13 protein-coding genes are annotated in these 11984 nt (G+C 49.4%); all 13 read right to left on the bottom strand.

Annotation, left to right across the window (positions count from 1 at the left end):
- Window positions 1-35: 35 nt before the first annotated feature.
- Window positions 36-782, bottom strand: a complete 747-nt coding sequence (locus tag ACR02O_RS04715) for an RNA polymerase sigma factor FliA (RefSeq protein WP_494522885.1) — start codon at window positions 780-782, stop codon at window positions 36-38.
- The gene (locus ACR02O_RS04710) at window positions 779-1612 is read right to left on the bottom strand and encodes a MinD/ParA family protein (RefSeq protein WP_223146802.1); all 834 of its coding nucleotides are present in this window, start codon (window positions 1610-1612) and stop codon (window positions 779-781) included. The genes ACR02O_RS04715 and ACR02O_RS04710 overlap by 4 nt, the downstream gene beginning before the upstream one ends.
- A gap of 31 nt (window positions 1613-1643) precedes the next feature.
- Window positions 1644-3059, bottom strand: a complete 1416-nt coding sequence (gene flhF / locus ACR02O_RS04705; protein WP_494522884.1) for a flagellar biosynthesis GTPase FlhF — start codon at window positions 3057-3059, stop codon at window positions 1644-1646.
- Between the two features lie 15 nt (window positions 3060-3074).
- The gene (flhA, locus tag ACR02O_RS04700) at window positions 3075-5180 is read right to left on the bottom strand and encodes a flagellar biosynthesis protein FlhA (protein WP_458138980.1); all 2106 of its coding nucleotides are present in this window, start codon (window positions 5178-5180) and stop codon (window positions 3075-3077) included.
- A gap of 19 nt (window positions 5181-5199) precedes the next feature.
- Entirely contained in the window at window positions 5200-6327 is a 1128-nt protein-coding gene (gene flhB / locus ACR02O_RS04695; protein ID WP_458138979.1) for a flagellar biosynthesis protein FlhB, read from the bottom strand.
- The gene (fliR, locus tag ACR02O_RS04690; protein ID WP_494522883.1) at window positions 6328-7104 is read right to left on the bottom strand and encodes a flagellar biosynthetic protein FliR; all 777 of its coding nucleotides are present in this window, start codon (window positions 7102-7104) and stop codon (window positions 6328-6330) included.
- Complete coding sequence (fliQ, locus tag ACR02O_RS04685; protein ID WP_020483676.1) at window positions 7101-7373, bottom strand: flagellar biosynthesis protein FliQ; 273 nt, start codon at window positions 7371-7373, stop codon at window positions 7101-7103. Before fliQ ends, fliR begins: the two co-directional genes overlap by 4 nt.
- Before the next feature lie 9 nt (window positions 7374-7382).
- Window positions 7383-8129 carry a flagellar type III secretion system pore protein FliP gene (fliP, locus tag ACR02O_RS04680; protein WP_033159413.1) on the bottom strand — a complete coding sequence of 249 codons (747 nt, stop codon included), beginning with the start codon at window positions 8127-8129 and terminating at the stop codon, window positions 7383-7385.
- Complete coding sequence (fliO, locus tag ACR02O_RS04675) at window positions 8122-8565, bottom strand: flagellar biosynthetic protein FliO (RefSeq protein ID WP_458138978.1); 444 nt, start codon at window positions 8563-8565, stop codon at window positions 8122-8124. The genes fliP and fliO overlap by 8 nt, the downstream gene beginning before the upstream one ends.
- Window positions 8565-9017, bottom strand: a complete 453-nt coding sequence (gene fliN / locus ACR02O_RS04670) for a flagellar motor switch protein FliN (RefSeq protein WP_020483679.1) — start codon at window positions 9015-9017, stop codon at window positions 8565-8567. The genes fliO and fliN overlap by 1 nt, the downstream gene beginning before the upstream one ends.
- 18 nt (window positions 9018-9035) lie before the next feature.
- Complete coding sequence (gene fliM, locus ACR02O_RS04665) at window positions 9036-10016, bottom strand: flagellar motor switch protein FliM (protein ID WP_033159415.1); 981 nt, start codon at window positions 10014-10016, stop codon at window positions 9036-9038.
- Window positions 10017-10565, bottom strand: a complete 549-nt coding sequence (locus ACR02O_RS04660) for a flagellar basal body-associated FliL family protein (protein ID WP_445367729.1) — start codon at window positions 10563-10565, stop codon at window positions 10017-10019.
- Window positions 10566-10848: 283 nt separating this feature from the next.
- Window positions 10849-11928, bottom strand: a complete 1080-nt coding sequence (gene fbaA, locus ACR02O_RS04655; protein ID WP_033159417.1) for a class II fructose-bisphosphate aldolase — start codon at window positions 11926-11928, stop codon at window positions 10849-10851.
- Window positions 11929-11984 lie beyond the last annotated feature (56 nt).

Genomic DNA, 11984 nt, shown 5'->3' with positions numbered 1-11984 from the left:
CAATAATTGCGAAAAATTCCTGCAATAACCACACATTAGCTGCACTTTTCATTATCTTTCCCTTCCACCCAATCCACAAGTCTAGCGCGTAAACGCAACATCGCCTGACTACAAATTTGGCTAACCCGCGATTCGCTGACATCAAGCACCTTGCCTATCTCACGCAAATTCAGCTCTTCGTCGTAATACAGCGATATGACTAAGCGCTCCCGTTCCGGTAATTCCGAGATGGCCTTGGCTAGGGCTTTTTGAAAATTCTGTTGGATCAGCACATCTTCCGGCTGCTGATTGCCGTGCACATCATCTATAACACTGTCTTCGCCTTGCACCAATTCTTCGACGCTAAAGGTCTTACAAGACACCGCGTCCTGCAAAATATGATGGTATTCAGTCAAATCGATACCCATATGTCCGGCCACTTCGGTATCCTTGGCATCACGTCCCAGCTGATTCTCAACCTCGCGTATCGCCTCCGCCACCATCCGGGCTTTCTTATGCACCGAACGCGGCGTCCAATCCGAACGGCGCAATTCATCCAGCATGGCCCCGCGAATGCGGATACCGGCATAGGTATCGAAACTGGCACCCTGCCCAGCATCATAATGTTTCAGCGCTTCCAGCAAGCCCAGCATGCCGGATTGAATCAAATCATCGAGCTGCACCGTATCGGGCAGTCGTCCCATTAAGTGGTAGGCAATGCGTTTTACCAGCGGCGCATGTTGAATGACTAAGGCATCAACATTTCCAGCCTGCACAGCAGCATACATTGCCGCTCCACTCATGCAACATCCTCTTTCGCGCTGTACTGAATCATCCGTTCGACAAAAAACTCCAGGTAGCCGCCCGCTTTGGGCTTGATCGGCCAGCTGTCGATTTTTCGCGCCAAATTCTTAATCGCCAGCGCCGCCTTACTTTGCGGGAATGCTTCCACCACTGGCGTTTGTTTTTGCACGGATTTTTTCAAATATTCGTCCTGCGGCACCGCGCCGACAAACTGCAAGGCCACATCCAAATAACGGTCCGTCACTTTACTCAGCTTATTGAACAAGGCCTGTCCATGCTCAGCCGACTGCACCATATTCGTAATGATATGAAAGCTATTCAACCCGTAATCTCTATTCAACAGCTTGATATACGCATAAGCATCAGCCAACGAGGTGGGTTCGTCGCAAACCACCACGATTATTTCTTGGCAAGCCCGGGCAAAATTCACCACGCTTGCCGAAATACCGGCAGCGGTATCGACGATCAACACATCCAACTCTCGGTCGATTTCGCTAAAAGCCCTTATCACGCCGGCTTGCTCGATACTCGACAAATCGGACATCCGCTGAATACCCGACGACGCCGGAATGATTTTCAGCCCCGAAGGTCCGGTCATCATAATGTCCTTCAAGCTTTTTTCGCCGCTCAATACATGCGACAAATTGAATTCGGGAAACATGCCCAGCAAAATATCGACATTAGCCAAGCCCATATCGGCATCGAGTATAGCCACCCGCCTACCCATTTTAGACAGCGCCACGCCGATATTGACGGAAAGATTGGTTTTACCAACCCCGCCCTTGCCACTTGTTACCGCGATTACTCGCACCGGTTTCATATGTCTCATTTGTCTAATTCCAGCTGCCTGATCGAATGACTTATGCATGGCTTTCCGCCATCCAGTCTTCAACATTCACATCGTCGCCATAGCCATGGTCCTGATCGACACTTTCCATACACTGCCGAATCAAAGCATCGGCATCGGGCAAGTAAATATCTTCCGGAACCTGCTGACCGTCAGTGATAAATGACAATGGCATACGCCGCTCGATAATCGCCGACAACGCGGTACCTTTGCTAACTGCCTCATCAAACTTGGTTAGTATAGTCGCTTGTGGTTCGAGTATTCGGAACGCATCCATAATTTCCAGCATTGCTTTGTATTGCGTGGTGGCGGACATCACCAAATATGAGCGTATAGGCAAATCGCCGTGTTGCAAAGTTTTCAGCTGCTCGGCCAAACGCATATCGCGCTGACTCATGCCGGCGGTGTCGATCAAAATCAGGCGTTTATCGGAAAAACTATTGATATGCCTGCGCAACTCTTCCGCATCGCCCGCCACTCTGACCGGTACATCCAGAATTCTGCCGTAAGTGTTGATTTGCTCGTGCGCACCGATCCGATAATTATCGGTGGTAATCAACGCAATCTGCCGAGAACCATGTTTTAAAATAAACTGCGCGGCCAATTTAGCGACTGTCGTAGTTTTACCGACCCCGGTGGAGCCAACCAATGCGGCGATACCGCCTTGATCCAACAGGTTGTCGTCGGCTATCGGCACCAGTCTGGCCAACATTTCCTGGGCTTTGCCGATGGCCAAATCGAATTGCTTGTGGCTACCCAACCGGTTGGCTATCTTGCCTGCCAAGTTTTTCGAGAAGCCACACTCCAACATCCGATCGCGCAAATCATCGTGTAAAGGTAGCCCGTGTTGCGGTATTTGCATGACGATATTCGACAGCTTGCTGTCCAACATCGTCCGCAGTTCTTTCATTTCCGCGCGCATTTCGTCGAGGAATTTATCGCCGTTGTGCGCTTGCACCGGCCGTGGCTCGGTCAACGGTTTGATTTTGGGATCGGCACTTGCCCAGGCTGGTTTTTCAATTTTTTCAACTTGGCGAACTTTTTCGGCGATTTTCTGCGCGTTGTTATGCCCAACCTGCAATTTTTCGGCATAACCGACGTATTGATCCAGGTTGCGACGGATCGGATTTTCCGGAATGCTGCCTTCCGCGCCGCGTTTTCTGGCGCTACTTAAAACATGCAGCGATTTCTTTTCGGCTTCGAGATCGGGCAAATCGACTTTTTTAACTTCATTGGGCGGTGATTTTTCGTCTTCGCGTTGCTTGAGATTTTTATGAATGACCTGTTCGTCAAAGTCGCGGGCCGCCACGATTTCCACGCCGCCATCCACAGAACGGTTGGACATAATCACTGCATCGGCGCCCAATTCTTCTTTGACCATGCGCATGGCCTGCCGTATGTCTGCTGCAAAAAAGCGTTTAATTTTCATCGCGCAACCTCTGTTTTATTGTCCCCGCTGTCCTACTGTGGAAACCACCCTGATCTGCCGATCTTGCGGGATTTCATTATAGGCCAGCACATGTAAGCCGGATATCGAATGACGAACGAAGCGAGCCAACCAAGGACGAATATAAGAAGACACCAACAACACCGCAGTCTGCCCTTCCATTTCCATCCTTTGCGCACTTTCCTCCAGGGATTTGTGCATCTGCTCGGCTAGACCGGGTTCTAAACCGGCACCACCTTCGCCCGCCGTCTGCAATGATCTATGCAATATCTGTTCCAATCCTGGATCAAGGGTAATAACCGGAATCTCTGTCTGTACTCCATTGATTTCATGGACAATTGAGCGCCCCAAGGCCGCCCGCACCGCCGAGGTCAAGATGTCCGGATCTTGACTCTTCACCCCGTACTCCGCCAAAGTTTCGGCGATGGTTCGTAAATCGCGAATTGAAACCCGCTCTTGCAGCAGATTTTGCAGAACCTTGACCAAAATACCCAAGGGCAAGGTTTTCGGCACCAGATCCTCGACCAGCTTTGGTGCCACTTTGGACAAATTATCCAGCAACTGCTGCGCCTCCTCGTAACCGAACAATTCATGCGCATTGCTTTGCAGAATATGACTGAGATGCGTGGCCACCACGGTGCTGGGATCGACAACCGTGTAACCCAGAGTTTGCGCTTGGTCTTTTTGATTGGCGTCGATCCAGATCGCATCCAAACCAAACGCCGGATCCTTACAAGGCGCGCCTTGCAAAGTACCGAACACCCGGCCGGGATTAATCGCCATTTCTTTCTCGGGCATGATATTGGCTTCGCCGACGCTCACCCCCATCAAGGAAATCCGGTATTCGGTAGGTGACAAATCCAGGTTATCCCGGATGTGCACCGACGGAATCAGAAAGCCCAGTTCTTGCGATAACTTCTTGCGCACACCCTTGATGCGCATCATCAATTGGCCGCCTTGATTTCTATCCACCAGCGGAATCAAGCGGTACCCCACTTCCAGACCAATGGCATCGACCGGCATTACATCGTCCCAGCCTAATTCCTTGATTTCGGTCTTGGCTAGTTGCGGCGGCGAAACGATGCGCTCCATTTCCAGGGCTTTTTCTTCCTCCAACTTGCGGCGTCTATCAATCAAATAGGCCCCACCGACCAATGTCAGTGCTAACAGGATGAACACCAAATTCGGCATGCCGGGGATGATACCCAGGATACCCATCACCGCCGCAGTGACCAACAAAGTACGCGGATCTTCGAACAGCTGTGAACTTAACTGTTTACCAATATCCTGCTTGCTGCCGCGAACCCGCGTCACCACCATCGCCGCGGCCACCGACAACAACAGCGACGGAATCTGCGCCACCAAACCGTCACCGATGGTCAGCAAGACATAAATATTGGCGGCGTCGGCAAAGCTCATGCCGTGCTGCCCCACACCTATCGCCAAGCCGCCTATCATATTCACAAACAAAATGATGATGCCGGCTACCGCGTCGCCACGCACGAATTTACTGGCACCATCCATGGAACCGTAAAAATCGGCTTCGGCGGCCACTTCTTCGCGGCGGGCACGCGCTTCATCTTGGTTGATCAACCCCGAATTCAAATCGGCATCGATAGCCATCTGCTTGCCCGGCATCGCATCCAAGGTAAAACGGGCGCTCACTTCCGCGACCCGTCCGGCACCTTTGGTGACCACCATAAAATTGATGACCACTAAAATCGCAAACACCACGATACCCACCGCAAAATTGCCACCGATGACGAACGAACCGAAAGCTTCGATGACTTTGCCGGCGGCATCTCCGCCCTCATGGCCGCGAATCAATACGACCCGGGTGGACGCCACGTTCAGGGATAGCCGCAACAAGGTTGCGACCAGAATGACGGTAGGAAATGAGGCAAACTCCAGCGGCTTGAGGGTGTAAATCACCACCAACAAGATGATCAGCGAAAACGCGATATTGAAGGTAAAAAACAGATCCAGCACAAACGGCGGCAGCGGCAAAATCAACAACGCCAGCAACATCACGATCAATAGTGGCGCGCCCAAGCCCAAGCCGGTCAGCGCCTTAAGTGAGTTGAGTATTTTCGTAAAATCCATAATTCAGCTCGATACCGGGCTATTGCTTAAAGTCGTCGGGTACTTGCACATCGGTAGGCGGAACCGGTTTGTTCCAGCCGTATTGCGTCGAAGCCCGTAATTGAAAAACATAGGCCAATACTTGAGCGACGGCTAAGAATAAGCCGCGAGGTATTTCCTGATTCAGGTCGGTGGAATAGTATAAAGCTCTTGCTAGCGAAGGCGCTGCGACCAAGGGTACTTGCGAGACCATTGCCAGCTGGCGGATCTGTGCGGCAACTAAATCCGTGCCTTTGGCAACCAGCAAAGGTGCACCATTGCCGTTCTGATCGTATTTTAAGGCTACCGCGAAATGGGTAGGATTGGTGACGATGACGTCGGCACTAGGCACCGCATCCATCATCCGCCGCTGCGCGGCCTCCATCTGCATGCGGCGGATTTTGCCTTTAACTTCCGGATTACCCTCTTGATCCTTAGCCTCGTCCCGAACTTCCTGCTTGGTCATTTTCAGTTGGCGCTGGTGATTCCATAACTGATAAGGGGCATCCAGCATTACCAACAATAAAAAGGTAGCACTCAAAATCACTAAACAGAAGGAAATAATATCGCCGACATGATGGATGGCTTGATCGAGCGGCAAGCGGCTCAAGCCCATGAAATCATCGAAATACAGTTTGAACAAATTCCAGGAGACAATCGCAACCAGTATGGTTTTGATGATGGCCTTGACCAATTCGACCAAGCCTTGAATTCCGATGATTTTTTTTATCCCGGTCAGCGGATTGAGCTTGGAAAACTTCATTTCGAAGGCTTCGCTGGTAAAGTTCCATCCACCCAACATCATAGCCGCCGCCAAATCCGCAACCACCAATACCACCAAAAACGGCAGGATTACCCACAAACCTTCGGCAAACGCTGCCTTCAGATAAATCAGCGGAGTCGCCGGATCGAACACAGCCTCCCGCGACAACTGCAAGGGATGCTTCATCATCTCCAGCATGCTGCGCCACATGCCTTGCCCGAAATAGAAAAACAGCGCCGAACTGGTAATCAACGTTACAAAAGTGTTGAGTTCCTTGGAACGGGGAATCTGGCCTTTTTTACGCGACTCGCTAAGTCGCTTGCCGGTGGGGTCTTCGGTTTTATCTTGACCGGAATCTTCCGCCATTTATTGCAACCTCAATAATGCATGGACCAGCGCGAAGCCGTTGTGCAGCATATCGCTAAAACCTTCCAGCATGGTCGGCAGGCCAATCCAGATTAAGCCCATACCCAGCATGATGGTGATAGGGAAGCCGACGCCGAATATCTGTAGCTGCGGCGCGGCTTTTGACGCCACACCGAAGCTGATGTTGACGAATAACAAGGTCGCCATCACAGGCATAGCCAGTAGCAGGCCGTCAGCAAATATCAGACTGCTCCAACTGATTACTCGCCACACATCGCTCTTATCCATACCCATACTACCAACCGGTAATGTATGGAAGCTTTGCGCCAACATCTCGATCAGCAACAAATGGCCATCCACCGCGAGAAATAACAAGCTGCCGCTAATCACAAATAATTGAGCGATCACCGGCACCTGCACCCCAGTTGCCGGATCGACCATGGATGCAAAGCCCAAACCCATGCTGTAAGCGATAGTCTGTCCGGCAAACAACATGATGGAAAACACCATTTGCAGGATGAAGCCTGTGGTCAGCCCCAAGGCGACTTGCTGTACCGCCACCATAAACCCTTGGTAGCCAAATATTTCAATATCCGGCATCGCCGGCAAAGTTGGCATAATGACCCAGGTAATCAATACGCTGGCGATCAATCTTACTTTGGCCGGCACCGCTTTAACGCTAAAAACCGGCACGGTGATGAACATGGAACTGATGCGAAAGAATGGCCAGACAAACGAAGCAAGATACCTCAGTAACTCGTCTTCGCCGAAGTTCATCCTATTAGCGTGGGGATATCGCGCATCAAATCTTGGAAATAATCAATGAGCATTTGTAACATGCCGGGACCGGCTATCATCAACACGGCGATAATAGTCGCCAGCTTGGGGATAAAGGTCAGAGTCTGTTCTTGAATCGAAGTCGCCGCCTGAAACATGGACACCAGCAAACCGACAACCAAGGAGGCAATCAGGATAGGACCCATTAATTTCAGGGAAATCAATACGGTGTCCTGGGCTATTGCCGAGATGGTTTCCGGTGTCATCATCGGCTTGGCCTATACGTAAAAGCTGGCTGCCAGCATTTCCATCACCATGGTCCAACCGTCCGCCAGCACAAACAACATAATCTTGAACGGCAACGACACGATCATCGGTGACAGCATCATCATACCCATAGACATCAATACACTGGCTACCACTAGATCGATGACCAGAAACGGCAGAAAAATTAGAAAGCCTATCTGAAACGCGGTTTTCAATTCGCTAGTCACATAAGCCGGCACCAACAAGGAAAACGGCACATCTTCCGGTTTGTCAATTTGTTCACGGCCAGAGATACGTACAAAGGTATCCAAATCCGCCTCGCGGGTTTGCTTGAGCATGAACTGCTTGAATGGCTCGGAGGCATTTTGTAAGGCAGTCACTGCGTCAATTTTTTCTTCCATGTACGGCTGCACGGCGGTTTCGTTAACTTTTTCCAACACCGGCATCATAATGAAAATAGTTAGAAATAGAGATAGCCCCAATAACACTTGGTTACTTGGCGCTTGTGCGGCACCTATGGCTTGGCGTAGCAAGCCCAGTACGATCATGATACGAGTAAACGAAGTCATCGATAACAACAATGCCGGCAATAAGGTCAGCATAGTCATCAACGCTAAAATCTGGATGGTAACCGTATAGGTTTCGCCGCCTTTAGGGTTACTGGTAACGGTAATAGCATCTATGCCTACTGCGGCGTAAACAGCTTCCGGTAAAAACAGTAAGCCTATTATCAGGCAGGAAAAAATCAACTTAATCATAGTGCTTACCTTGCATGACCTGCAGCAATTTCTTGGCAAATACGCTGGTTTCCTGCCCGTCTGCGCTATTCATAAACAAGCGCTGGTCGCCTTCAAGCTCAAGCAGTTTATCGATACGCCCGCTACTAACGCCTAACAGTAGCTGTTTTTCACCGACTTTAACCAACACCAATTTTTCACGCATACCCAATGACAATCCGGCCAGCACTGCCAACTGACTTTTACCGACAAAGGCCAAACTGCCGCTTTTACGTAATAGCCACACCGACAGAAAAAATAGCGCCAACACCAATAGCAACGCCAACAGCCATTGTGCGACATCCCCGGAAGTCACCACTTTGGCGGTCTGCCTGGGCAACGTAGCCGCTTCGTCAGCCCATGCAACAGGTGCAATCAATACCGAAATAATTTGGGTAGTCAGGCGAGATACAGACATCAGCCGAGCTTTCTGACTCGTTCCGACGGACTGATAATGTCGGTCAGCCGAATACCAAACTTGTCGTTAACCACCACAACTTCGCCGTGAGCAACTAAAGTACCATTCACCAATACATCCATCGGTTCGCCGGCAAAACGATCCAGCTCTACAACCGAGCCCTGGTTTAGCTGCAATAAATTGCGGATATTAATTTTGGTTCGACCGATCTCCAGCGACACGGTCACCGGCACATCGAGAATGACGTCCAGCTTGACTTCATCGCTGCTGGGACCGTTATTTCTGGATTTTTGCTCGCTAAACTCGGGAAACTCCGCTGCGGCAAAACCTTGCTGAGAGCTCTTTGCGGCGTTTGCTTGTTCCTTCAGTGCATCGCCCCAATCAGCTTCAGCATCAGCTTGCTCGTTCATCGCTGCAGCCCAGTCGTCACCGATTTCGTCGTTTTCACTCATGCTTATCCTTCCCTGCTGTCAAATATTATCCAGCGTCATTTTTTCTGTAATTTCGATGGCGTAGTTACCATCGGAAAGCCCTAATTTGCCCCGAAAAACCGGCACATCCTCAACTTCGAGTAATACGGTTTCCGGCATTTCTATAGGAATCACATCGCCTTTTTTAAGCTCAATCACTTCGCTGATAGACATTTCTTTTTCTATCAGTTTACTGTTGACGACCACTTCGCTACGCATAATTTCAACTCTTAGCGAATCTTGCCAACGGCCATCCACCTCACCCCGGTCGCTGGTTACCGCATCCAGCAATTCTCTGATAGGTTCAATCATGGAGTAAGGCATTGCAATATTGATATCGCCACCGCCGCCCTCCAACTCCACATGGATAGTGGAAATCACCACGATTTCCGAGGGACTGACAATGTTGGCGAACTGAGGATTGACTTCTGAATTGATGTATTCAAAGTCAATATCCATCACGGGTTTCCAGGCTTCGGCTAAATCCTTGAAAATCATGTCGATAATCAGCCGAATAATGCGCATTTCGGTCGGCGTGAATTCCCTGCCCTCAACCTTGTTATAAAACTGACCGCCACCGCCGAAAAAGTTATCGACAGCGGTAAACACCAATCGCGGCTCCATCACGATCAATGCCCGCCCGCGTAAAGGCGACATCCGAATCACATTCAAATTAGTCGGTACGAATAAGCCCTGAATGAATTCAGAAAACTTCTGTACTTGAATCCCGGAAACAGATATTTCCGCAGCACGCCTTAAAAAGTTAAATAACGCTATCCGAAAATGGCGAGCGAAGCGCTCGTTGACCATTTCCAAGGTGGGCATCCGCCCCCGAACAATCCGTTCCTGACTGTTAAAATCATAGACTCTCGCTGTGCCTCGACTGTAGTCTTCATCAGCCCCTGTATCGACGTCGCCGTCGTCCACGCCATGCAGTAGCGCATCGATTTCGTCTTGTGATAATAGATCGGCGGTTGACATTTATTGCATTACAAATTCAGTGAAGTACACATCTTTAACGGTGTTTTTACCGGCCATTTTTTCCAAAACTTTACCAATTTCGGCTTGCATCATGGCTTTTAACTCTTGTTTTCCTTCCAAGGTTTTCGCCTTTTCCGCACCCACCGCACTGATGGCCATCAACAAATTGTTGCGTATCATCGGCTCATGCTTTTTCATCGCATCCTTACTCGCCTCACCTTTCATCAGTATTGTCAGGGATATTCTGATCACTTTTGCGCCGGAGCCGGCGGGAAAATTAACCAATAACGGGCTTGGTAAATCATAATAAACATCAGGCTCAGCGACTTTTTCGTGGCCGGCCTCTTCTTCATGCGCTGCTTCATCCTTGTGCTCCGCCTTGTCGTGCTTGGCATCGCCTTCTTCTTTATGCTCGGCGTCAGCCGGCTTATTCAGAAAGAAATAAGCCCCACCTCCCGCGCCAGCCAAAACCAAGACAACCGCGACGATTATTATGATTATTTTCTTGGAAGACTTCTTACCTTCTTCTTTCCCATGGGCTTCTGCCATTTTCCACCTTTTAAATTTTTACAGCACAATACGCGCCAAAATATTCAAGCTCAATCAGACCACTGTACGAAAATCAGCTGGATTTGATCATACAAGAAAAAACATCGTTTTAGAATAATAGTATAGCCGTCACTGGAAAGCAGTTAGGCAAAAAGCGGAGCTCAGGTATGCACAAAATACCTGGAGGAATTGTAGCTGTTAAGTCAAATTTTTGACTCAGCTTGTGGATGGTTTGCAGAAAGAACTGCAAAGACCTCACGGCCTTTGCAGCTTTATCAAGATATTACAGCGAATTAACTGCGTTTAATTCTTGGAAGGCTTGCTCTAAACGAGTCACCATGCCAACTTGCCCGGCACGTTGCCAAACACGTGGGTCATAGTATTTTTTGTTCGGTTTATCGGCACCTTCCGGGTTACCGATTTGACTTTGCAAATAGCCTTCGTTCTTTTTGTAAAACTCCATCACACCGGCCCAGCTAGCCCATTGAGTATCGGTATCGATGTTCATTTTGACAACACCGTAACTGATGGATTCTTTGATCTCTTCAGGAGAAGAACCTGAACCACCGTGGAAAACGAAGTTCAATGTGTTATGCGGCAAACCGAATTTCTCGGAAACAAATTTTTGAGAATTGTCCAGAATTTTCGGCGTCAATTTAACGTTACCTGGAGAGTAAACGCCATGAACGTTACCGAACGATGCGGCGATAGTGAATCTGTGACTGATTTTGCTCAGTTGCTCGTAAGCGTAAGCAACGTCTTCAGGTTGGGTATACAGCGCAGAATGATCCATACCGCTGTTGTCGACACCGTCTTCCTCACCACCGGTACAACCCAGTTCGATTTCCAGAGTCATACCCATTTTGGACATGCGCTCCAAATACTTACCGCAGATTTCAATGTTTTCTTGCAAACTTTCTTCGGAAAGATCCAGCATGTGCGAGCTGAACAAAGGCTTGCCGGTTGCAGCGAAGAATTTTTCACCTTCATCCAGCATGCCGTCTACCCATGGCAGCAATTTTTTTGCCGCGTGATCTGTATGCAAAATAACAGGTACGCCATACAGTTCCGCCATGCGGTGAACATGGTGAGCACCGGAAATGGCGCCAACGATAGAGCAACCTTGGCCTTCCAGTTTCAGACCTTTACCAGCAACGAATGCGGCGCCGCCATTAGAAAATTGAATGACGACAGGTGACTTGGCTTTTGCTGCCGCTTCCAATACCGAGTTAATGGTATCGGTGCTGATGACGTTTACAGCCGGCAACGCAAAATTATTTTCTTTGCAGATAGCAAAGATTTTTTGTACATCTTCACCGGTGACAACACCCGGCTTAACAACATCAAATATTTTTTGTGGCATAAATTTTATCCTGTTAATAACAAATCAAGGCCGCGTACTCGATTCGGCGGCCTTGC

The sequence above is a fragment of the Methylomonas sp. PHL2-19 genome (assembly GCF_059331595.1).
Note: the sequence above shows the minus strand (reverse complement) of the source record. Positions and strands in the feature narration are given on the sequence as shown.

Bases quoted from the DNA above. Each gene is read 5' to 3' on its own strand.
- fliP (WP_033159413.1), bottom strand. From the start codon at position 8,129: ATGATTAAGTTGATTTTTTCCTGCCTGATAATAGGCTTACTGTTTTTA.
- ACR02O_RS04715 (WP_494522885.1), bottom strand. From the start codon at position 782: ATGAGTGGAGCGGCAATGTATGCTGCTGTGCAGGCTGGAAATGTTGAT.
- fliM (WP_033159415.1), bottom strand. From the start codon at position 10,016: ATGTCAACCGCCGATCTATTATCACAAGACGAAATCGATGCGCTACTG.
- fliR (WP_494522883.1), bottom strand. From the start codon at position 7,104: ATGAACTTCGGCGAAGACGAGTTACTGAGGTATCTTGCTTCGTTTGTC.
- flhB (WP_458138979.1), bottom strand. From the start codon at position 6,327: ATGGCGGAAGATTCCGGTCAAGATAAAACCGAAGACCCCACCGGCAAG.
- flhF (WP_494522884.1), bottom strand. From the start codon at position 3,059: ATGAAAATTAAACGCTTTTTTGCAGCAGACATACGGCAGGCCATGCGC.
- fbaA (WP_033159417.1), bottom strand. From the start codon at position 11,928: ATGCCACAAAAAATATTTGATGTTGTTAAGCCGGGTGTTGTCACCGGT.
- fliO (WP_458138978.1), bottom strand. From the start codon at position 8,565: ATGTCTGTATCTCGCCTGACTACCCAAATTATTTCGGTATTGATTGCA.
- flhA (WP_458138980.1), bottom strand. From the start codon at position 5,180: ATGGATTTTACGAAAATACTCAACTCACTTAAGGCGCTGACCGGCTTG.
- ACR02O_RS04710 (WP_223146802.1), bottom strand. From the start codon at position 1,612: ATGAGACATATGAAACCGGTGCGAGTAATCGCGGTAACAAGTGGCAAG.
- ACR02O_RS04660 (WP_445367729.1), bottom strand. From the start codon at position 10,565: ATGGCAGAAGCCCATGGGAAAGAAGAAGGTAAGAAGTCTTCCAAGAAA.
- fliQ (WP_020483676.1), bottom strand. From the start codon at position 7,373: ATGATGACACCGGAAACCATCTCGGCAATAGCCCAGGACACCGTATTG.
- fliN (WP_020483679.1), bottom strand. From the start codon at position 9,017: ATGAGTGAAAACGACGAAATCGGTGACGACTGGGCTGCAGCGATGAAC.